The organism is Streptomyces sp. NPDC019531, assembly GCF_044903305.1.
GTDB lineage: Bacteria > Actinomycetota > Actinomycetes > Streptomycetales > Streptomycetaceae > Streptomyces.
In genome coordinates, this window is sequence record NZ_JBJDQL010000030.1 from 1 (window position 1) to 19,484 (window position 19,484).

General features: G+C 71.3%; 20 protein-coding genes and 1 pseudogene. 13 read left to right on the forward strand and 8 right to left on the reverse strand.

The window, feature by feature from the left end; genetic code table 11:
* The coding region (locus ACI2L1_RS29205; protein ID WP_404742374.1) for a LysE family translocator at positions 1 to 618 on the reverse strand (618 nt) is incomplete at its 3' end.
* Between the two features lie 86 nt (positions 619 to 704).
* Here ACI2L1_RS29205 and ACI2L1_RS29210 point away from each other — a divergent pair.
* The gene (locus tag ACI2L1_RS29210) at positions 705 to 1,619 is read left to right on the forward strand and encodes a LysR family transcriptional regulator (protein ID WP_404742375.1); all 915 of its coding nucleotides are present in this window, start codon (positions 705 to 707) and stop codon (positions 1,617 to 1,619) included.
* Between the two features lie 42 nt (positions 1,620 to 1,661).
* On the opposite strand, the gene ACI2L1_RS29215 is transcribed toward ACI2L1_RS29210, so the two are convergent.
* Positions 1,662 to 2,120: an ATP-binding protein gene (locus ACI2L1_RS29215; RefSeq protein WP_404742376.1), complete on the reverse strand. Its 459-nt coding sequence runs from the start codon at positions 2,118 to 2,120 to the stop codon at positions 1,662 to 1,664.
* 214 nt (positions 2,121 to 2,334) lie between these two features.
* Here ACI2L1_RS29215 and ACI2L1_RS29220 point away from each other — a divergent pair, with 214 nt between their 5' ends.
* Both ACI2L1_RS29220 and ACI2L1_RS29225 read left to right on the forward strand, forming a co-directional pair.
* Complete coding sequence (locus tag ACI2L1_RS29220; RefSeq protein WP_404742377.1) at positions 2,335 to 3,198, forward strand: helix-turn-helix domain-containing protein; 864 nt, start codon at positions 2,335 to 2,337, stop codon at positions 3,196 to 3,198.
* Positions 3,199 to 3,207: 9 nt separating this feature from the next.
* On the forward strand, positions 3,208 to 3,429 hold the full coding sequence (locus ACI2L1_RS29225) for a DUF397 domain-containing protein (protein WP_404742378.1): 222 nt from the start codon (positions 3,208 to 3,210) through the stop codon (positions 3,427 to 3,429).
* A 40-nt stretch (positions 3,430 to 3,469) separates the two neighbouring features.
* Here the strand turns inward: ACI2L1_RS29225 and ACI2L1_RS29230 are convergent, their stop codons facing one another.
* On the reverse strand, positions 3,470 to 4,597 hold the full coding sequence (locus tag ACI2L1_RS29230) for an 8-amino-7-oxononanoate synthase (protein ID WP_404742379.1): 1,128 nt from the start codon (positions 4,595 to 4,597) through the stop codon (positions 3,470 to 3,472).
* Positions 4,598 to 4,745: 148 nt separating this feature from the next.
* Between ACI2L1_RS29230 and bioB the strand changes: the two genes are divergently transcribed.
* From bioB to bioD, 3 genes are read left to right on the forward strand one after another with little or no spacing between them, the layout of a single operon-like run.
* A complete protein-coding gene (gene bioB, locus ACI2L1_RS29235) occupies positions 4,746 to 5,912 on the forward strand; it encodes a biotin synthase BioB (RefSeq protein WP_404742380.1) in 1,167 nt (388 codons plus the stop codon).
* Positions 5,905 to 7,191: an adenosylmethionine--8-amino-7-oxononanoate transaminase gene (locus ACI2L1_RS29240; RefSeq protein ID WP_404742381.1), complete on the forward strand. Its 1,287-nt coding sequence runs from the start codon at positions 5,905 to 5,907 to the stop codon at positions 7,189 to 7,191. The genes bioB and ACI2L1_RS29240 overlap by 8 nt, the downstream gene beginning before the upstream one ends.
* Before the next feature lies 1 nt (position 7,192).
* The gene (gene bioD, locus ACI2L1_RS29245; RefSeq protein ID WP_404742382.1) at positions 7,193 to 7,909 is read left to right on the forward strand and encodes a dethiobiotin synthase; all 717 of its coding nucleotides are present in this window, start codon (positions 7,193 to 7,195) and stop codon (positions 7,907 to 7,909) included.
* A gap of 7 nt (positions 7,910 to 7,916) precedes the next feature.
* Here bioD and ACI2L1_RS29250 read toward each other — a convergent pair whose 3' ends face one another.
* Positions 7,917 to 10,088 carry a LuxR C-terminal-related transcriptional regulator gene (locus tag ACI2L1_RS29250; RefSeq protein ID WP_404742383.1) on the reverse strand — a complete coding sequence of 724 codons (2,172 nt, stop codon included), beginning with the start codon at positions 10,086 to 10,088 and terminating at the stop codon, positions 7,917 to 7,919.
* 169 nt (positions 10,089 to 10,257) lie between these two features.
* Between ACI2L1_RS29250 and ACI2L1_RS29255 the strand changes: the two genes are divergently transcribed.
* Both ACI2L1_RS29255 and ACI2L1_RS29260 read left to right on the forward strand, forming a co-directional pair.
* On the forward strand, positions 10,258 to 10,944 hold the full coding sequence (locus ACI2L1_RS29255) for an esterase/lipase family protein (RefSeq protein WP_404742384.1): 687 nt from the start codon (positions 10,258 to 10,260) through the stop codon (positions 10,942 to 10,944).
* 71 nt (positions 10,945 to 11,015) lie between these two features.
* Positions 11,016 to 11,705 carry a class I SAM-dependent methyltransferase gene (locus ACI2L1_RS29260; protein WP_404742385.1) on the forward strand — a complete coding sequence of 230 codons (690 nt, stop codon included), beginning with the start codon at positions 11,016 to 11,018 and terminating at the stop codon, positions 11,703 to 11,705.
* A 74-nt stretch (positions 11,706 to 11,779) separates the two neighbouring features.
* On the opposite strand, the gene ACI2L1_RS29265 is transcribed toward ACI2L1_RS29260, so the two are convergent.
* Positions 11,780 to 12,154: a fic family toxin-antitoxin system, toxin component gene (locus ACI2L1_RS29265; protein ID WP_404742386.1), complete on the reverse strand. Its 375-nt coding sequence runs from the start codon at positions 12,152 to 12,154 to the stop codon at positions 11,780 to 11,782.
* Positions 12,151 to 12,384, reverse strand: coding sequence for an antitoxin (locus tag ACI2L1_RS29270; RefSeq protein WP_404742387.1), 234 nt, complete (start codon positions 12,382 to 12,384; stop codon positions 12,151 to 12,153). The genes ACI2L1_RS29265 and ACI2L1_RS29270 overlap by 4 nt, the downstream gene beginning before the upstream one ends.
* A 158-nt stretch (positions 12,385 to 12,542) precedes the next feature.
* Here ACI2L1_RS29270 and ACI2L1_RS29275 point away from each other — a divergent pair, with 158 nt between their 5' ends.
* The 4 genes from ACI2L1_RS29275 to ACI2L1_RS29290 all read left to right on the forward strand — a co-directional run bounded on the left by ACI2L1_RS29275 (position 12,543) and on the right by ACI2L1_RS29290 (position 17,413).
* Entirely contained in the window at positions 12,543 to 13,385 is an 843-nt protein-coding gene (locus tag ACI2L1_RS29275; protein WP_404742388.1) for an ABC transporter ATP-binding protein, read from the forward strand.
* A 4-nt stretch (positions 13,386 to 13,389) separates the two neighbouring features.
* Positions 13,390 to 15,957 (forward strand): FtsX-like permease family protein, encoded by a 2,568-nt coding sequence (locus tag ACI2L1_RS29280; protein WP_404742389.1) that lies wholly within the window; start codon positions 13,390 to 13,392, stop codon positions 15,955 to 15,957.
* A gap of 49 nt (positions 15,958 to 16,006) precedes the next feature.
* Positions 16,007 to 16,927 carry an LLM class F420-dependent oxidoreductase gene (locus ACI2L1_RS29285; RefSeq protein ID WP_404742390.1) on the forward strand — a complete coding sequence of 307 codons (921 nt, stop codon included), beginning with the start codon at positions 16,007 to 16,009 and terminating at the stop codon, positions 16,925 to 16,927.
* A gap of 66 nt (positions 16,928 to 16,993) precedes the next feature.
* Positions 16,994 to 17,413 (forward strand): GNAT family N-acetyltransferase, encoded by a 420-nt coding sequence (locus tag ACI2L1_RS29290; RefSeq protein WP_404742391.1) that lies wholly within the window; start codon positions 16,994 to 16,996, stop codon positions 17,411 to 17,413.
* 182 nt (positions 17,414 to 17,595) lie between these two features.
* Here the strand turns inward: ACI2L1_RS29290 and ACI2L1_RS29295 are convergent, their stop codons facing one another.
* Together ACI2L1_RS29295 and ACI2L1_RS29300 are read right to left on the reverse strand one after the other, a co-directional pair.
* Positions 17,596 to 18,051 (reverse strand): DUF6069 family protein, encoded by a 456-nt coding sequence (locus ACI2L1_RS29295; protein WP_404742392.1) that lies wholly within the window; start codon positions 18,049 to 18,051, stop codon positions 17,596 to 17,598.
* 197 nt (positions 18,052 to 18,248) lie between these two features.
* A complete protein-coding gene (locus ACI2L1_RS29300; RefSeq protein ID WP_404742393.1) occupies positions 18,249 to 19,271 on the reverse strand; it encodes an RNA polymerase subunit sigma-70 in 1,023 nt (340 codons plus the stop codon).
* A gap of 69 nt (positions 19,272 to 19,340) precedes the next feature.
* Between ACI2L1_RS29300 and ACI2L1_RS29305 the strand changes: the two are divergent.
* Positions 19,341 to 19,454, forward strand: a pseudogene (locus ACI2L1_RS29305) (GNAT family N-acetyltransferase); the annotation flags it as partial.
* Positions 19,455 to 19,484: the final 30 nt, after the last annotated feature.

Consider the following 19,484-nt stretch of genomic DNA (forward strand, 5'->3'; position numbering starts at 1 on the left):
CGGCTCGACCAGCAGCAGAACCCCGAGAACCGTCAACGCACCTCCGGTGACCCCGACGATGGCCCGCGCGGCCCGCGGCCGCCGCAGCCACCGCCCCAGCCGGTCCACGAGCACGGCGACCGCCGGGAACCACACCAGCGCGAGCACCACCACGATCAGGGCGAGCAGCGCCGTTCGGGGCATCGCGGAGTCGCCGGCCGGCACGAACTGCGGCAGCAGGCTGAGGAAGGTGATGGGGGCCTTGGGATTGAGCGCGTTGGTGACGAACCCCTGCCGCAGCGGACGGTCGGCGGACCCTGGTGCGAACCCGGGGTCGTGGGGCGTCTGTGTCCCCGCCCTCCGAAGCTCCAGCAAGGTCCGCAACCCGAGGAACAACACATAACCTCCGCCCAGCAGTTGAAGCGCGCCGAACAGCGCGGGCACGGCCGTGAGTACCGCGGCGATCCCGGCCACCGCGAGCGCCGTGTGCAGCAGCAGCCCGCCCGTGATGCCGAGGGCGCAGGCGATCCCGGCCCGGCGGGAGATCAGGGCGTTGCGCACGACGACGGTGAAGTCGGCGCCCGGCATGGCGACCATGCCGGCGGCGACCCCGGTGAAGGCGACGATCTGTCCGTCCATGCGGTCCAGCCTGCCGTCAGTCAGCCTTCAGCAGGTATGTCGAATATCCTGGGTTTCCCTTAAGCACTTCTTTAGGCAGGCCCGGCATGTACGACCCCACCCGGCTCGCCGCCCTGGTCGCCGTCGCGGAGGCGGGCTCGATCACCCGGGCCGCCGAACGTCTCGGCTACACCCCGCCCGCGCTCTCCCAGCAGCTGGCCAAGCTGGAACGGGAGGCGGGCACGGCTCTTCTCGTACGACATCACCGCGGCGCGCGGCTCACCGGCGCGGGCGAGTTGCTGGTGGCGCGGGCCCGCCGGGTGCTCGACGAACTGGACCGGGCCCGGCATGAACTCGCCCAGTTGACGGGCCTGTCAGGCGGCACGCTCAGACTCGGCGCCTTCCCGACGGCGGGCATCCAGCTGCTGCCCCCGGCGCTGAGTGCGTTCCGCCGGGCGCACCCGGACGTGGAGTTGTCGGTTGCCTTCTACGAACCCCCGGCCGGGGTCGCCGCGGTGGCGGCCGGCGAGATCGACCTCTCGCTGACGCACACCTATGAGCCGGCCGAGCCGTCTCCCCTCCCGGCCACCGTGAGCGCGGAGCCGTTGTTGACGGAGGAGTTGGTCCTGGTGACGGCCCCTGGCCACGCCCTCGCCGATGGTTCGACGCGGCTGCCGCTGACCGAGCTCGCAGGTGAGCCGTTGATCAGCATGCTGCCGGACCACCCGGCCCGGCGCGAGGTGGAGGCGGTACTGGCCCGGGCCGGGGCCACGCCGTCGGTGCTGGTGGCGACGCCGGGATACGCCCTGGTGTGCGCGCTGGCCAGCGCGGGGCTCGGGGTCGGGGTGGTGCCGGAGATGGTGGCGCGGACGGCGGCCACTCCGGTGGGGACGCGGCTGCTGGAGGGTGGCGCGTTGCGCCGTACGATCTCGGTCGTTCACCGGACCGGCGAGTCGGCACCCGCCGCGGACGCCTTCCGGGCGCTGCTGCGGGGGGCGTTCGGCCGCGCGCGGCCGGTATGACGTCGGCTCCCGAAGTTCCTGCCGTCCCGTGTCCGACATCGGTTACGGCTCCTGCTGTCCCGCCGCCGTGACCGGCTCCGCCGGTACCGCCCACGGGAGTTCGATGGAGACGGTCTTGCCGCCTTCCCTCGTGGGCCTGACTCTCAGCTTGCCGCCGCACTCCGCGGCGAGCCAGCGGATGATCACCATCCCCCGTCCGTTGTCCTGCTGGACCGCGGCCGGGAGACGCTTGGGGAAGCGGGGGTGGCTGTCGGTGACCCCGATGCGCAGCTGTTCGTCACGGTCCAGCTCGATGTCCACCGTGAAGGTGGGTGACAGCCCGAAGGTGTGCTGTACGGCGTTGGTGGTGAGTTCGGAGACGATGAGCCGGACGGTCTCGGCGGCGTCCGTGGTGGGCGGCAGTCCCCACTCCGCGAGTGTGCTCAGTACATAGGTGCGGGCCGCGGAGACCGAGGCGGGTTCGCTCGGCAGAGTGACGGATGCTTCCAGGTGGTCTGCCATGGCGACGTCGTCCCTTTCCCACGGGACCGGAGTCCGACACGGTGCGGATGGTTCGAGTACGGTCCCGGACTGGTGGTTCATCGCCAGAGTGCCATTACCAAGGCGGCGACAGGTGCCGATCCACCAAGATGTGCATATATCTGTCGCTCAAAGCGGTGAACTCTGCGACGCGAGACCGTATTTGGGCGGCTCGTAGGGAGTAAGGAGTAGCGCCATGCAGCACGGTCCCGCGGTGCGCCGCCGGAAACTGGGTGCCGAACTGCGTGCGCTGCGCGCGAGTGCGGCGCTCACCAGCGGTGAGACGGCCCGGCTCGTGGGCTGGCACCAGTCGAAGGTGAGCCGCATCGAGACCGGTGCCAGCGGGGTGAAGCCGGCCGATGTGCGCTTACTCCTCGACACCTACGGTGTGACGGACACGGATCTGCGGGAGCTGCTGCTGGTACTGGCGGGCTCCGACGGGGGCGGCAGCGGCCGGCACCACTGGTGGCATGCGTACCGGGGTGTCCTGCCGCCGACATACCGGGACTTCATCAGTCTGGAGTCCCAGGCGAGCGCGATGCGCACACTGGAGACCTCGGTCGTGCCCGGGCTGCTCCAGACGCCCGAGTACGCCCGCGCGGTGACCCGGGCCTCGGTGGACGGCCTCGACGACGAGCGGTTGGACGCGCTGGTCGAGGTGCGACTGGCCCGGCAGGACGTTCTGCGCGCCGATCCGCCGCTGGGGCTGAGCGCCGTCCTGGACGAGGCGGTGCTGCGGCGGGAGGTGGGCGGCCCCGAGGTGATGGCCCGGCAGCTGAGGAGACTCCTGGAAGCGGCACAGTTGCCCCAAGTGCGGCTACAGGTACTGCCGTTCACGGCCGGGGCGCATGTGGGCATCACCGGCCCTTTCGTAATCTTCTCATTTTCGCACACTTCTGATCTGGACGTGGTTGTTCTCGACCACTTGACGAGTAGCCTCTACCTCGAACGGAAAGAAGACCTGGAGGCCTACACCGAGGCCTTCAACACCCTTCAGATGCGAGCCCTTTCGCCCGAGGACTCGTTGGCTTACATCGCCGGTATAGGTGACGGCGCGTAAGGAGGCACCATGTCTGCACTGCCTCGGAACCTTCCTTCCAGTACCGAACTGTGTGAAGTGCGGTGGCTGCGCAGCAGTTACAGCACCGGAGCGAACAACTGCGTCGAGACGGCGAGGCCGTCGGCCGGGCCATGGGCCGGGCTGCTCGCCGTACGCGACTCCAAGGACCCGGACGGACCCGCGCTGCTCTTCTCCCTCGAGAGCTGGGCGGGCTTCACCCGCGCGTTCTGACCGCTTCAGTCCGTCCGGCGTACGGCCGTGTCACGCCGACTCATGGTCGTGTTCCGCAGATCACACGTACAGCGCGCTCGATCTGTTCCCCGGAGAGGTCCGCGCGGGCGGTCAGCCTGAGCCGGGAGATGCCGTCGGGCACGGAAGGGGGCCGGAAACAGCCCACGAAGAGCCCGGCGGCACGGCAGTCGGCCGCCCATCGCACAGCCTCCTCCGGGGAGGGTGCGCGCACCGAGACCACCGCGGCGTCCGGACGTACGGCTTCCAGACCCGCGGCGGTCAGGCGTGCGTACAGTCCGGTCGCCACCTCACGCGCGCGTGCTGCTCGCTCGGGCTCACGGCCGAGCAACCGAAGTGCCGCGAGGGCGGCTCCCGCCGACGCCGGGGCCAGACCGGTGTCGAAGATGAACGTCCGTGCCGCGTTGACCAGGTGCTCGATCACCCGTGCGGGGCCGAGCACGGCACCGCCCTGGCTGCCGAGCGACTTGGACAGCGTGACCGTGACGACCACGTCGTCGGCGCCCGCTAGTCCCGCCGCCTGCGGGGCCCCGCGTCCGCCGGCGCCGAGCACACCCAGGCCGTGGGCGTCGTCGACGACCAGGCCCGCGCCGTGCTCCCTGCATGCCTCGGCGAGGCCGGAGAGCGGTGCCGCGTCGCCGTCGACCGAGAAGACCGTGTCGGACACGGCGACCGCGCGCCCTTCGTGGGTGCCGAGCGCCTTGCGCACCGCGTCCGGGTCGGCGTGCGCGACCACCTGCGTCGTGCCGCGGGCCAGCCGGCAGCCGTCGATGAGCGAGGCGTGGTTGCCCGCGTCGGAGACGATCAGCGAGCCGTGCGGCGCGAGCGCGGTCACGGCGGCGAGGTTGGCCGCGTACCCGGACGAGAAGACGAGCGCCGCCTCGAAGCCGCAGAAGTCCGCCAGCTCGCGTTCGAGTTCGGTGTGCAGCTCGGTGGTGCCGGTGACGAGCCGGGACCCGGTGGCGCCACCGCCCCAGGTCCGCGCGGCCGCCTCGGCCCCCGCCACGACCTCGGGATGACGGGCGAGACCCAGGTAGTCGTTGCTCGCGAGATCGAGCAACGGCGAGTCTGACGGGCGGGGCCGCAGGGTCCGTACGAGTCCGGCCCGGCGGCGTGCCTCCGCCTGTTCGTCGATCCAGCCGAACGCCATGGGTCCTCCGGGGCCTTTGTAGACAACGGACAGACCCTAGCGGCAGCAAACGCTACCCACGGTGTGGCAATACCCACACGTCGTTCCGGGTCTGTTGTGTGATCCCTACCTTGGCCCGAAGCGGGTCCGTAGGACAGGATCGGCTCTCATGGACCTGCTGAACACGCTGGTGGACAAGGGGCTTCGGCGCGAGCTGCCGACCCGCGAGGAGGCGCTGGCCGTGCTGGCCACGTCCGACGACGACCTGCTCGATGTGGTGGCCGCGGCCGGGAAGGTGCGCCGCCACTGGTTCGGGCGGCGGGTGAAACTCAACTATCTCGTCAACCTGAAGTCCGGGCTGTGCCCCGAGGACTGCTCCTACTGCTCCCAGCGGCTCGGCTCCACGACCGGCATCCTGAAGTACACCTGGCTGAAGCCGGACGAGGCCTCCAAGGCCGCGGCGGCCGGTCTCGCGGGAGGCGCCAAGCGGGTCTGTCTGGTGGCGTCCGGTCGCGGTCCGACCGACCGTGACGTGGACCGGGTCGCCGGCACCATCAAGGCGATCAAGGACCAGAACGAGGGCGTCGAGGTGTGCGCCTGTCTCGGTCTGCTCTCCGACGGCCAGGCCGAGCGGCTGCGCGAGGCGGGCGCGGACGCCTACAACCACAACCTCAACACGTCCGAGTCGACCTACGGCGACATCACGACCACCCACACGTACGCCGACCGGGTCGACACCGTGACCAAGGCGCACGCGGCCGGCCTGTCCGCCTGCTCGGGCCTGATCGCCGGCATGGGCGAGAGCGACGAGGACCTGGTCGACGTCGTCTACTCGCTGCGCGAGCTCGACCCCGACTCGGTCCCGGTCAACTTCCTGATCCCGGTCGAGGGCACCCCGCTGGCCAAGGAGTGGAATCTCACCCCGCAGCGCTGTCTGCGCATCCTGGCCATGGTCCGCTTCGTCTGCCCGGACGTCGAGGTCCGCATCGCGGGCGGCCGCGAGGTCCATCTGCGCACCATGCAGCCTCTCGCCCTGAACCTGGCCAACTCGATCTTCCTCGGCGACTACCTCACCACCGAGGGCCAGGCCGGCCAGGCCGACCTGGAGATGATCGCCGACGCCGGCTTCGAGGTGGAGGGCGCGGATCAGGTGACGCTGCCCGAGCACCGGGCGACGGCCGGATGCGGGTCCCATGAATCCGCGGGCTGCGGATCGCACGAGGGCGGCGGGGTCTGCGGTACGACGGCCCCGTCCGCGCCGGCCAACGAGGCGCGGACCGATCTCGTCGCCGTACGCCGTCGAGGTGCCGGAACGGATCTCGCGCCCAATGCCTGACCTGCCCGTCCTGCCTGTGACGGAGCTGCTGGCGCTCGACCGGCGGCACGTGTGGCATCCGTACGGCCCGATGCCCGGCCGGGTGGAGCCGCTTGTGGTGGAGTCGGCGAGCGGGGTGCGGTTGCGGCTCGCCGACGGTTCGGAACTGGTCGACGGCATGTCCTCGTGGTGGTCGGCCATCCACGGCTACCGCCACCCGGTGCTGGACGAGGCCGCGCGCCAGCAGCTCGGGCGGATGAGCCATGTGATGTTCGGCGGGCTCACCCACGAGCCCGCCGTCCGGCTCGCGAAGCTCCTTGTCGACATGTCTCCCGAGGGCCTGGAGCATGTGTTCCTCGCCGACTCGGGGTCGGTGTCGGTCGAGGTCGCGGTGAAGATGTGCCTGCAGTACTGGCGTTCGCTCGGCAGACCCGCGAAACAGCGCCTGCTGACCTGGCGCGGTGGATACCACGGTGACACCTGGCAGCCGATGTCGGTGTGCGATCCCGAGGGCGGGATGCACGAGCTGTGGACCGGGGTCCTGCCCCGCCAGGTGTTCGTGGACGCGCCTCCGGCCGAGTACGAGGAGTCGTACGCCGATCGGCTGCGCACGGCGATCGAGCGGCACGCGGACGAGCTGGCCGCGCTGATCGTGGAGCCGGTGGTGCAGGGCGCGGGCGGCATGCGGTTCCACTCCCCCGCGTATCTGCGGGTGCTGCGCGAGGCGTGCGACGCGCACGACGTGCTGCTGGTGTTCGACGAGATCGCGACCGGGTTCGGCCGCACGGGTGCGCTGTTCGCCGCGGAGCACGCGGCGGTGACGCCGGACGTGATGTGCGTGGGCAAGGCTCTGACCGGCGGCTATATGACGATGGCGGCGACACTGTGCACGCCTCGGGTGGCCGACGGCATCTCGCGGGGCGAGGTCCCGGTGCTGGCCCACGGCCCCACCTTCATGGGCAACCCGCTGGCCGCGTCGGTGGCCTGCGCCTCGATCGGGCTGCTCCTCGGGCAGGACTGGCTCACCGAGGTCAAGCGGATCGAGGCGGGGCTGCGGGAGGGGCTGGCTCCGGCGCGGGAGCTGCCCGGTGTGCGGGACGTGCGGGTGCTGGGCGCGATCGGGGTCGTACAGCTGGACCACGAGGTCGACATGAAGGCCGCGACGGAGGCCGCCGTACGCGAGGGCGTGTGGCTGCGGCCGTTCCGCGACCTCGTCTACACGATGCCGCCATACGTCACGGACGACGAGGATCTGGCGCGGATCACGCGTGCGGTGTCTGCCGCCGCGCGGGAGGGATGACATGCCGGTACTGGTAGTCACGGGGACGGGCACGGAGGTCGGCAAGACGGTCACCACGGCCGCCGTCGCCGCCGCGGCGCTCGCCGCCGGGCGGACGGTCGCCGTCCTCAAGGCCGCGCAGACCGGCGTACGACCGGACGAACCCGGGGACGCCGACGAGGTGGCGCGGCTCGCGGGCGCGGTGACGAAGGCCGAACTCGCCCGCTTCCCCGAGCCGTTGGCCCCGGCAACGGCCGCGCGGCGGGCCGGTCTCAAGCCGGTGCGTCCTCACGAGATCGCCGAGGCCGCCGCCAAACTGGCCACCGAGCACGATCTGGTGCTGGTGGAGGGGGCGGGCGGGCTGCTCGTCCGCTTCGACGACGAGGGCGGGACGCTGGCCGACGCGGCACAGCTGCTGCGGGCGCCGGTCCTGGTCGTGGCGTCGGCGGGTCTCGGCACGCTGAACACCACGGAACTGACGGCCCGTGAACTGCGCCGTCGCGAGCTGGACTTGGCGGGCGTGGTGATCGGCAGCTGGCCCGACTCCCCCGATCTCGCCTCGCGTTGCAACCTCGCGGATCTGCCGGACGTGTCCGGCGCTCCGCTGCTCGGCGCCCTGCCGACCGGCGCCGGTGGGCTTCGCCCGGCCGACTTCCGTGCGGCGGCGCCGGGTTGGCTGGCACGGCGGCTGGACGGAACATGGGACGCGGAGGGGTTCGGGGTGCGCGAGGCGCCCTGAGAAGCCGCTAGGGAACCTCGCTGTCCGCGATCAGCCGCACCAGTTCGATGCGGGAGCGGATGCCCAAGCGGGTGAAGACGCCCCGCAGATGGTGGTCGATGGTGCGGGGGCTGAGGGCCAGGCGGGCGGCGATCTCCCGGTTGGTGGCGCCCTCGGCGACCATGCGGGCCACCAGCAACTGCTGGGCGGTGAGGCGTGCGGCGGGGTCCGGGGCGTGCGTCGGGGCGGCGGGGGCGCCCAGGGCACGGAGTTCGGCGCGGGCCTGGGCCGCGCAGTGCGGGGCGCCGAACTGGTCGAAGGCCTCCAGCGCGCTGTGGAGGCGGTCGCGGGCCTCCGAGCGGTGGCGCAGTCGGCGCAGGGCACTGCCGAACAGCAGTTCCGTGCGCGCGCGTTCGAAGTCGCGGGTGCCGCGGGCATGAAGGTCGAGGGCGGCGCGGTAGTGCTCGACGGCTTCCTCGCCGGGTGCCAGCAGGGCACTGCAGCGGGCGCTGAGGGCGAGGTCGTCGGGGCTGCGCACGGCCGTGGCCCAGCGGTGGTAGTCGGCGTGGGCGCCGCGGGCGATCCTGGTGTCGTCGGTGCGGACGGCGGCCTCGACGTAGTGCGGGGTGGCCAGGTGCCGGATGGCCCGGTGGCCGTGACCCGGGCCGAATCCGGCGAGGGCGCGCAGTCGGGCCGCGGCGCCCGCGAAGCGGCCGTCGGTGAGGTCGAGGAAGGCGAGCGCCCATTGGGCGAGGGCGGCGGGCAGGCCGAGGCCCCGGGCCAGAGCGTACGAGCGTGCGGCGGCGGCGCGTTCGCGGCAGGTGTCGGCGTCGCCGGTGATCGCCGCGAACATGGCGAGGGCGGCCTGGAGGTGGCAGGCCCCGTTGTCCTGGCCGGTGGCGTACGCCAGGTGCAGGGCCTCGGTCGCGGCGGCCTGTCCGGCCTGCGGGCGGCCGGTCCAGAAGTCGGCGTAGGCCCGGAACTCCATCGCCTGTGCCATGACGGCCGTCGCACCCCGGGCGCGGGCCGAGGAGGCGGCGCGGAGGGTCGCCGTGGCCGCACGGGTGTGGTCGCCGAGCATCAGCGCGGCGATCCCGGAGTGGACGAGGAGAGTGGGGTCGCCGCCGGCGCCGCAGCGGCCGGCCTCGGCCCGGAGGAGGTCGCGCGCGTCCTCGTACCGCCCCTCGAAGGCGGCCGCGAGTCCGCCGAGCGTGCCGGGAGGGTCGATGCCGGTCCGCCCGGCGACCCGGGCGGCTTCCCGGCAGCGGCGCAGGTCGCCGGTGTAGATCGCGGCCTCGGTGGCGCGGGCGAGGAGATGGGTGGCGGGGTCGAAGGACACCTCACCGTCACCCGGTGTGCCGACTGCGTCTGGAGAACCGTTCCGTCTCCTGGGTCTCGCGCGTTGCGCCGCCGCTCCCAGGAGTGCGTCGAACGCCTCCGTGGCGTTGCCCGCGCGCAGCGCGAACAGACCCGAGAGGGCGTCGTCGGCCGTGCCGTCGGCCGCGAGACGGCGGGCTCGGTCACCGTCGCCGGCCTGCCAGGCGTCCGCGGCGGCACGTGTCACCAGGCGGGAGCGTTCCGGCGGATCCGGACAGAGCGCGGCAGCGCGCTCCAGCAGGGTTCGCGCCAGGGCGAGTTGGCCGGTGCTGCGGGCCTTGTCCGCGGAGTCGCGCAGTTCCGCCGCGAGCCGTCCGCTCGGGCCGAGGGCGCCCGCGCCCCGGTGCCAGGACCGGCGAGGCGTCTCGCCGTCGCCGTGCAGCACACGGGCGAGCAGTCGGTGGACGTCACGGCGGTCGGCCGGGGAGCCGGACTCGTAGGCGGCGATCCTCGTCCAGGCGTCCCGGAAGACGACCCCGCCGGCCCCCGAGTGGGCCACCCCGACCGACTCGGCCGTCTCCAGCGGGCGGGTGTCGAGGCGAGCGGCGGTGACGGCCCGGAGGAAGGCGTGGGTGGCCACCGGGTACTGGTCGGCCGCCGCGAGGAGCAGCAGGAGGCGGGTGTCGTCGGGCAGGGCCCGGATCTCCGCACGGAGTGCGCGCAGCAGTCCGGGGGCGAGGTCGACTGGTTCGGTCGGAAGCGGGTCCAGGCCGGCCGACTGACGGCCGGTCAACAGGGTCACGAGCTCATCGGCGGCGCGCGGATCTCCGTAAACGGAATGCAGCAGCCGCACCCTGACGCCCTCGGGAAGCGCCGAGATCACGCGCCGCGGTGGCGAAGTGCGGTCAAGAGGCGGAGGGTTCACCGGAGTCACCACGCCACTTACGTTACTGGCGAGTTAATTGACCCGTAAAGACCGGCGACTTCGCCGATGCGGCGCGCGTAGACCCCGCTCGACACTCCTGACAACCCCACCCGTTTCAGGAGGCATCATGCAGCGCTTCGGGCGTCGCATCGCCGCGGCCGCCACGGCCGTGGTCACTTCTCTCCTTCTGTCACTCTCCTTCGCCGCGGTCCCCGCTCACGCGGCGACCCACAACCCGATCGTGTTCGTGCACGGCCTCAGCAGTGACGCGAGCAGCTGGGACGACTGGATCGCCGACTTCAAGGCGGACGGCTACACCGCGTCCGAGCTCGACGCCTGGACGTACAGCTGGTCGCAGTCGAACGTGACCACCGCCCGGCAGCTGGCCACCGAGGTCCAGCGGGTGCTCAAGGCGACCGGCGCCTCGAAGGTCGACCTGGTCGTCCATTCGATGGGCGCGCTGAGCTCCCGCTACTACCTCAAGAACCTCGGCGGTACGGCGTACGTGGACGACTTCGTCTCCGCCGCGGGCGTCAACCACGGTACGACGACTGCCTCTTGGTGCTCGTGGCTGTACACCTCGTGCGCCGAGATGTACACCGGCAGTTCCTTCCTCACCGCTCTCAACTCCGGCGACGAGACCCCGGGCAGCGTCGCGTACGCCAGCTACTGGTCCAACTGCGACGACGCGCTCACCCCGGACACCACGGCGATCCTGAACGGCGCGACCAATGTCGAGGTCGGGTGCGTCTCGCACACCGACATGAACAACACCTACGGCGTCTACGAACAGGTGCGCGACTTCGTGCAGTAGGCGTCAGCGGGGTGGGACGGGGTCCCGCGGGGGACAATGGCGGTAGGACCAGTCCTGTGAGGGAGGCTGTCATGCCGCTACGGTCCGCCGACACCGGCAAGGTGTCCCGGGATCCCGTCCACCATCCGCTGTTCGCCCGGTACTACGCCCGGGTCAGTGTCGCCGCCGAGACCAGGATGGGCATGGCCGGTGTGCGTGAGCGGCTGCTCGCCGGGCTGTCCGGGCGGGTGATCGAGATCGGCGCGGGCAACGGTCTGAACTTCTCGCACTATCCGGGCTCGGTCTCCGAGGTCGTGGCGATCGAACCGGAGCGCCGGCTGCGGCAGTTGGCGGTGGAGGCCGCCCTGCGCTGCGAGGTGCCGGTCGACGTGGCGCCCGGGGCGGCGGAGGCGCTGCCGGTCAAGAGCGAGGCCTTCGACGCGGTGGTGATCTCGCTGGTGCTGTGCAGTGTGCGCGATGTGCCGCGCGCGCTCGGCGAGGTGCGGCGGGTGCTGCGGCCCGGCGGGGTCGTGCGGTTCTTCGAGCACGGCAGGGGCGGCGGCCCGGCGATGCGCTTCACCCAGCGCGCCCTGGACCGCACGGTGTGGCCCCCACTGAACGGCGGCTGCCATCTGGCCCGGGACCCGGTCGGGGCGCTGCGGGACGCCGGATTCGAGCTGGGCCCCTATCGGCGGGTGTTGATGCCGGAGAAGGGGCCGACGCTGCCCCCGTCCTTCTGTGTGCTGGGCACCGCCTGGCGGCCGCCGACGGAGGAGCGCTGATCACGGGCCCACTTCCGCGCTCTGATCACGGGCCACTTCCGTGCTCTGATCACACACCCACTCCCGCGCGCTGATCACAGCGTCCACTTCCGCAGCTCGCGCGCGATGTCGTGCACCGAGGCCTCGCCCTTCTTGGCCACCTTGGCGAGGTCTCGGACGAGTTCCGGCGAGGTGACCACTCTGAGGCCGCTCGCGACGAGATAGGCGTACGCGACGGCGCAGGCGAAGAGCGCGTTGGTGCGCTCCAACGCCGGGACGTGGATGAGGAGTTGCAGCAGCGCGGCGGCACGCATGTGCGGGCTGTCGTAGACGGGGATGTCGAAGATCTCGGCCTGGTGCCGTGCCACAGCGGCGACCAGGGCGCCCCAGTCGGTGACCTGGGGGTCGCCCGGGGTCTTCTGCTCTGCGAGCATCAGGAGCCAGGCGAGATCGATGTGCAGATCGCTCAACGACCCTCGTCTTCCTTGCTTTCCTTGCCGAACTCCTCCGCGAAGACGGATTCGTACTGCTTCATGAAATCGGCCGCGGCCTCCACAAAGGCCTGACCCGCCTCGCCGGTGTCCTTCATGACCAGTTCCTCGATGTAGCGGTTCACGCTCACGCCTCGGGCGAGGGCACGTTCACGGGCGGCGCGGGCGGTGCCCTCGTCCACCCGCACGTTCAACTGAGTCTTCGCCATACCTCGAAGCTAGCGCCGTAACGCTAGCGTCGGCAAGGGGAGCTTCGAGGAGGAGCGCATGCCCCTTACACGGGTATCAGGGTCCGACCTGGGGTGGAGGTCGCCTCGCTCCCAAGAGGGATATCGAGTGTGGGCCGGATCACATTACCCTCGGCCTCATGGCTACTGCTGCGGAGGACGCCCCGGACATCGCGCCGGCCCATGGGATCGCGGCCCGCGCCCGCGGTCTGACCAAGGCGTACGGCTCGGGCGAGACGGCCGTGCTCGCCCTGGACTCGGTGGACGTGGACATCGCGCGCGGCCGTTTCACCGCGGTCATGGGGCCCTCGGGCTCCGGGAAGTCCACGCTGATGCACTGCCTGGCGGGGCTCGACACCGTGTCGGCCGGTCAGGTGTGGCTCGGCGACACCGAGATCACGGGGCTGAAGGAGCGCGAGCTGACCCGGCTGCGGCGGGACCGGATCGGGTTCATGTTCCAGTCGTTCAACCTGATCCCGACGCTGAACGCGGCCGAGAACATCACCCTGCCCATGGACATCGCGGGCAAGAAGCCCGACGAGAAGTGGCTGGACCAGGTCATCGACACTCTGGGGCTCAGGGACCGGCTCAAGCACCGGCCCTCCCAGCTCTCCGGCGGTCAGCAGCAGCGGGTCGCGTGCGCCCGGGCGCTGGCCTCCCGGCCCGAGCTGATCTTCGCGGACGAGCCCACCGGCAACCTCGACTCACGCGCGGGCCTGGAGGTCCTCGGGTTCCTGCGGGAGGCCGTGGACCAGCTCGGACAGACCGTGGTCATGGTCACCCACGATCCGGGCGCCGCCGCCCACTCCGATCTGGTGCTCTTCCTGGGGGACGGGCGGATCGTGGACGAGATGGAGCGCCCCACGGCGGAGGCGGTGCTGGAGCGGATGAAGCGGTTCGACGGGATCCGCGGCCAGTTCGAAGGCTCCCCGGACTCCGCGGACGGCGGCCGCTCCGGCGACATGACCCTCGACAAGGACTGAACCCGTGCTGAAGGCGACGCTCCGGAGTTTCCTCGCCCACAAGGGACGGCTGCTGCTCTCCGCCCTGGCCGTGGTCCTGTCCGTGGCCTTCGTCGCGGGCAGCCTGATCTTCTCCGACACCGTGAGCCATACCTTCGACCGGCTCTTCGCCTCGACCGCGCCCGACCTCACCGTCAGCCCCAAAGAGGACCTGAGCGAGGCCGTCCCGTCCGGCACGACGGCCACGCTGCCGGCCGCGCTCGCGGACCGGGTGGCCCGGGTCGACGGCGTCGCCGCCGCGCGCTTCGACGCCGAGGACGACGGGATCACGGTCGCCGACTCGAAGAACGAGTCGGTGGGCCCGACCACCGGCGCCCCCACGATCGGCACCGACTGGAACCCGACCTCACGCAGCCCCGTGAAGCTCACCTCGGGCCACGCCCCGCACGGCCCGTCCGAGGCACTGCTCGACTCGGAGACCGCCGACCGCAAGGACCTGCACATCGGCGACCCGCTCAAGGTGATCGCGGCGCCGGGCTCCTTCGAGGTCCGGATCGTCGGCATCGTCACGTTCACCACCACCAACCCCGGCGCCACGCTGCTGTTCCTGGACCCGCCGACCGCGCAGGCGAAGCTGCTCGGTTCCTCGAAGGCGGCCACCAGCATCTCGATCGACGCCGCCGAGGGCGTCAGCAACGACCAGCTCAAACAGCGCGTGGCCGCCGCGCTCGGCACGGGCACCTACGAGTACCGGACCGCCGACGAGCAGGCGAAGTCGGACGTGGACCAACTGGGCGGATTCCTCGACGTCATCAAGTACGTCATGCTCGGCTTCGCGGGCATCGCCGTCCTGGTCGGTGTCTTCCTGATCGTCAACACCTTCTCGATGCTGATCGCCCAACGCACCCGTGAACTGGGCCTGTTGCGCGCTCTCGGTGCCGACCGGCGTCAGGTTCGCCGCTCGGTGCTCACCGAGGCCACACTCCTCGGCCTGGTCGGCTCCACGGTGGGGCTGGCCACGGGCATCGGGCTCGCCGTCGGGCTCATCGCCCTGATGAACGCCATCGGCATGAACATCCGGACCAGCGAGATGGTCATCGGCTGGGGAACACCCGTGGCGGCGTACGTCGTGGGCGTGGGCGTCACCTTCGTCGCGGCCTATCTCCCGGCGCGGCGGGCGGCGGGTGTCTCCCCCATGGCGGCCCTCGCGGACGCGGAGATCGCCGGGATCGGCAAGCCGCTGAGGGTGCGCGCGATCGTCGGCGGCCTGGTCGGTGCGGCGGGTGCCGCCGCCCTCATCGGGTGCGTGACGTCCTCGAAGACGGCCTCGGCGGCCTCCCTCCTGGGTCTGGGGGTCGTCCTCACCCTCCTCGCCACCGTGATCGCGGGCCCGCTGCTGGTGCGGCCGGTGATCCGGGTGCTGGGCGGGGCGTTCCCGGCCCTGTTCGGTCCGGTCGGGCGGATGAGCCAGCGCAACGCCCTGCGCAATCCCCGCCGCACCGGCGCCACCGCGGCTGCCCTCATGGTCGGTCTCGCCCTGGTCGGCGGGATGTCCGTGGCGAGCGCCTCCATGTCCAAGTCCTTCGACGAGCAGATCGACAAAACGCTGGGCGCCGACTTCGTCGTCCAGAACGGCAACTTCATGCCCTTCCCCCAGGAGGTCACGGACGCGGTCCGGAAGACCGAGGGCGCCGGGCTCGTCGTACGGTCGAGGTTCGCGCCCATCGCCGTACGGCTGCCGGACGGCAAGCGGGTCGAGACGACCGCCGCCGGGTACGACCCACAGCTCGACGAGGTCGCCCACATCACCTACGCGCAGGGCGACACCGCGGCCGCGCTCGCGTCCGGGCACCTGGCCATGGACCTGGACTTCGCCCGCGACCACGACGTGAAGGCCGGCAGCAGGCTCCCCGTCGAGTTCCAGGGCGGGCGCCGGACCGAACTGACAGTGGGCGCCCTCACCGACCAGGAGTCCGCGGACGGCTTCGGGACGCAGGGCGGCATCTACTTCGGCCTCGACACCCTGGAGCGGTTCGCGCCGGGCGGCCAGGACTCCGCGCTGTACGTCAACGCCTCCTCCGGCACCGGCGCCGACCGGCTGCGGGCCGGCCTGGAGAAGACCCTCGACCCGTATCCGCAGGTCCAGGTGCGCGACCTGGCCGACTACAAGGACCTGGTCCACGACCAGATCGCGGTTCTCCTCTATCTCGTGTACGCACTGCTCGGGCTCGCGATCGTCATCGCGGTGCTCGGTGTGGTCAACACCCTTGCCCTGTCGGTCGTGGAGCGCACCCGGGAGATCGGGCTGCTGCGGGCCATCGGGCTCGCCCGGCGTCAGCTGCGCCGGATGATCCGGCTGGAGTCGGTGGTGATCGCGGTGTTCGGCGCGGTCCTGGGGCTCGCGCTGGGACTGGTGTGGGGCGTGTGCACCCAGCAGGTCCTCGCCCTGCAGGGCATGAACGCGCTGGCGATCCCCTGGGGCACGATCGTCGCGGTCGTCGTCGGTTCGGCGGTGGTGGGCATCGTGGCGGCACTGCTGCCGGCGTTGCGTGCATCGCGCATGAACGTACTGGCGGCGATCGCGCACGAATGATGGAATCGCTGGGCAGACAACTCAAGTCGCTTACCGCTGAGGAGAGTTCATGCCCGGCCCTGTTTCGCCCCACCCCGTTCCGCCCCGCCCGTTTCGCTTCGCCGTCAACCTGACCGCCGCCGCCACCGACGAGGACTGGCGCGGCAAGTGCCGACAGGCCGAGGAACTCGGGTACGACGTGATCCTGGTCCCCGACCATCTCGGCAAGGTCGCGCCCTTCCCCGCGCTGGTCGCGGCGGCACAGGTCACCGAGCGGCCGCGGCTGGGCACGTTCGTCCTCAACGCCGGCTTCTGGAACCCGACGCTGCTCGCCCGCGAGGTGGCCACGGTGGACACCCTCACCGGCGGCCGCCTCGAACTCGGCCTGGGCACCGGCTATGTGCAGTCCGAGCACGACCAGGCCGGGCTGCCCTTCGGCTCGGCGGGCGAACGGGTCGACCATCTCCAGCACACGGTCGAGGAGTTGGAGCGGCTGCTGTCCTCTCCTGACCATGTGCCGCAGCCGGTCCAGCGGCCCCGGGTACCGCTGCTGATCGGCGGCATCGGCAACCGGGTGCTGAAGCTGTCCGCCGACCACGCCGACATCGCGGCCTTCACCGGGGCGACCCTGGTGCCGGGCAACACGACCGGCAAGCTGATTCCGACCACCGCCGAGCAACTCGACGAGCGCGTCGCGCGCTACCGGGAGCTCGCCGAGGGCCGCAAGGAGCCGGCCGAGCTGAACCTGCTCATCCAGATGGTGGTCGTCACCGACGACCGCGAGGCCGTGGCCACGCCTTTCCTGCACCGGGTGCCGGACCTGACCCTCCAGCAAGCCCTTGACCTGCCCATCATGCTGATCGGCACGGTCGATGAGATCGTCGCGCAGGTGCTGGCGCAGCGCGAGCGGTACGGCTTCACGTATCTGACGGTGCTGGAGGCGTCCATGGAGGCGTTCGCTCCGGTGATGGCGGAGTTGCGCGGAAGGTGACCGTCGGGACTCGTCCGGTGGAGAAACCGCTCGCCGGACGAGCCGGTGCTCTGCTTGGCTCACCCCATGAGTGATCTCCACATCCGCCACGCCACCCTCTCGGACATCGACACCGTGCTGCTCTTCTGGCGCGACGCCGCCGAAGGAACCAGCATCAGCGACGACCACGACGGCGTGAGCCGACTCATCACACGCGACCCCGAAGCCCTGCTCCTCGCAGAGCGCGACGGCATCCTCGCGGGAACCGTCATAGCCGGCTTCGACGGATGGCGATGCTCCGCCTACAGGCTCGCCGTACACCCCGACCACCGACGGCAAGGCATCGCCACCGCCCTACTCGCAGCCGCGGAACAACGCTTCACCGCCCTGGGCGGACGACGCGTCGACGCCATGGTCCTCGAAGCCAACGAACAGGCCCACCGCACCTGGGCCACGACGGGCTACCAGCGCGAGGACCACTGGCGACGCTGGGTCAAGCCGCTGTGAGCACGGCGGCGCGCAGGGGATGTTTGTGAGCCGCCGAGATTCGACCACCCCGTCACGATCGTCCAGATGAGGGCAAATCGCCATACGAGTCCGGACGGCGAGCAGACCGGGGAGTTGGCGGCTGCAGGGTGCGCCGACCTTCGACCCGGTCGCCGGGCGGATTGGAGCGCGTTGCGGGATCGTCAATCGATCCGGGTGCGCAGGCTTCGCGCCAGGGTGGGGATCATCACCGTCGCTGAGACGAGGTGCAGCCCCAGGAGGGCGGTGGTGGTGGCGGTGTTCGCCCCGGAGAGGAGGGGCGGGACCAGCGAGATGGCGGTCAGTGACACCGTCGTCCACACGAATCGCTCGACGGGCCGAGCGCTCCACCGAAGAAGAGCGACGGCAATGGCGATGCCGACGACCGAGAAGAAGCCGGTCACCACGGCGAACCCGGACAACGGGATCGCCTCGCCACCATCGGGGACCTCGAAGTCGATGCCGACGGCCTGGGCAAACGCCGCGGCGAGGGTGGTGGCCACCATCGCGGCGAGCGTGGCCATGAGGCCGGTGCCGGCGAGTCCGCGGAGTCGGTGGGAGTGGCTGGTCCGGTCCGTTGCCGGGCCTGCGACGCCCCCGCTGTCATTCATGCTGGTCATGTCGTTCCTCCATCACTCGGTAACTGGCATACGGGGTGTTCACCGGCATGTGACGGTCCTGGCCCTGGGGGTGACGATGCGCACGCTCGGCGTACGACGGCCGGGGTTCCGCAGGGCGCGGACGCCGGTGCCTCGAACGAGTCGCACCACTCCGCCGCGACCCCAACGACACGCGCCACCGCGCAGCGCGAGTGTCCTCACGAGGACTGCTCCGTGCCCTCCGCCGGCAGGCGCTCCGGCAGCCCGAGCCGCGGGAACTGGTCGTTGTGGAAAATGACGATCTCGGCGATCGCCCCGCCGGTGATGCGCAGGACGTCGACCGTCAGCGGAAGGTAGGCGTTCTCCTGCTCCCGCCAGAGGTAGAAGGCGAGGGCGGGCTGCCGGTTCACATAGGTGAGGACGCAGCGCAGGCGCCCCAGATCCTCGAACCCGCCCTCGACCCAGTTGTTCACCACCGTGTCGCGACCGACGTACAGGCCCGGGGTGGGCGGCATCGAGCAGCGGACGTCGTCCCGCAGCATGGCAGCGAGACCGTCGACGTCCTTGGCGACGCTCGCGTCGGTGAAGCGGCGCACCAGCGCGCGCGTCCCTGGGTCCTGTTCACCGCCGGTCCAGTCCTGCCGCTCGGCGGGCAGGTGCTCCCGCATACCGGCGCGGGCCCGCTGCAGCGCGCTGTTCACGGAGTTGACGGAGTCCCCGAGGGCCTCTGCGACGTCCTTCGCCGGCCAGCCGAGCACGTCCCGCAGGATCAGCACGGCCCGCGGGCGCGGCGCGAGGTGCTGAACTGCGACCAGGTACGCCAGCTCGATCGTCTCCCGCGCGACGGTGACGTTCTCCGGCTCGTCCGCGTCGCCCGCGGGCAGCTCGTCGAGCAGCCGGTCCGGGTAGGGCTGCAGCCACAGCGCCTCGCCGCCGGTCGCAGGCTCCGGGTGGCACTTGGCGAGCAGGTCCAGGCAGGCGTTGGTGGCGATCCGGTACAGCCAGGCCCGGAACGTCGACCGCCCCTCGAAGGTCTCCCGCCGCCGCCAGGCACGGAGAAGCGTTTCCTGCACGGCGTCCTCGGCGTCCTCGAACGACCCGAGCATCCGGTAGCAGTGCACGTGCAGCTCCCGCCGGTGCCGCTCCGCCAGCCCCGAGAACGCCGGCTCGTCGACCTCGCCCAGCCCTTTCTCGCCCAGACCGTTCACGCCCAGCTCCTCCAGCCGCGTGTCCGCACTCATCACGTCACCCTCCGCCTCGTTGTGTCCCGTCATAGGTGTGACGAGTGCGGACGCGAAAACTCATCACTGCGTGGGTACGCGATGGTGCTGGTGCGCAACGAGACCACGCAGCACACGTGGCGTACGGCTGGGTATGCGCCCGAGGAACACTGGCGGCGCTGGGTGAAACCCTTCACCGCCTGAGCACGCTCAGGACAGGCGGTCCTTCCCGCC

Bases quoted from the DNA above. Each gene is read 5' to 3' on its own strand.
- ACI2L1_RS29210 (WP_404742375.1), top strand. From the start codon at position 705: ATGTACGACCCCACCCGGCTCGCCGCCCTGGTCGCCGTCGCGGAGGCG.
- ACI2L1_RS29215 (WP_404742376.1), bottom strand. From the start codon at position 2,120: ATGGCAGACCACCTGGAAGCATCCGTCACTCTGCCGAGCGAACCCGCC.
- ACI2L1_RS29220 (WP_404742377.1), top strand. From the start codon at position 2,335: ATGCAGCACGGTCCCGCGGTGCGCCGCCGGAAACTGGGTGCCGAACTG.
- ACI2L1_RS29225 (WP_404742378.1), top strand. From the start codon at position 3,208: ATGTCTGCACTGCCTCGGAACCTTCCTTCCAGTACCGAACTGTGTGAA.
- ACI2L1_RS29230 (WP_404742379.1), bottom strand. From the start codon at position 4,597: ATGGCGTTCGGCTGGATCGACGAACAGGCGGAGGCACGCCGCCGGGCC.
- bioB (WP_404742380.1), top strand. From the start codon at position 4,746: ATGGACCTGCTGAACACGCTGGTGGACAAGGGGCTTCGGCGCGAGCTG.
- ACI2L1_RS29240 (WP_404742381.1), top strand. From the start codon at position 5,905: ATGCCTGACCTGCCCGTCCTGCCTGTGACGGAGCTGCTGGCGCTCGAC.
- bioD (WP_404742382.1), top strand. From the start codon at position 7,193: ATGCCGGTACTGGTAGTCACGGGGACGGGCACGGAGGTCGGCAAGACG.
- ACI2L1_RS29255 (WP_404742384.1), top strand. From the start codon at position 10,258: ATGCAGCGCTTCGGGCGTCGCATCGCCGCGGCCGCCACGGCCGTGGTC.
- ACI2L1_RS29260 (WP_404742385.1), top strand. From the start codon at position 11,016: ATGCCGCTACGGTCCGCCGACACCGGCAAGGTGTCCCGGGATCCCGTC.
- ACI2L1_RS29270 (WP_404742387.1), bottom strand. From the start codon at position 12,384: ATGGCGAAGACTCAGTTGAACGTGCGGGTGGACGAGGGCACCGCCCGC.
- ACI2L1_RS29275 (WP_404742388.1), top strand. From the start codon at position 12,543: ATGGCTACTGCTGCGGAGGACGCCCCGGACATCGCGCCGGCCCATGGG.
- ACI2L1_RS29285 (WP_404742390.1), top strand. From the start codon at position 16,007: ATGCCCGGCCCTGTTTCGCCCCACCCCGTTCCGCCCCGCCCGTTTCGC.
- ACI2L1_RS29290 (WP_404742391.1), top strand. From the start codon at position 16,994: ATGAGTGATCTCCACATCCGCCACGCCACCCTCTCGGACATCGACACC.
- ACI2L1_RS29295 (WP_404742392.1), bottom strand. From the start codon at position 18,051: ATGACCAGCATGAATGACAGCGGGGGCGTCGCAGGCCCGGCAACGGAC.
- ACI2L1_RS29300 (WP_404742393.1), bottom strand. From the start codon at position 19,271: ATGAGTGCGGACACGCGGCTGGAGGAGCTGGGCGTGAACGGTCTGGGC.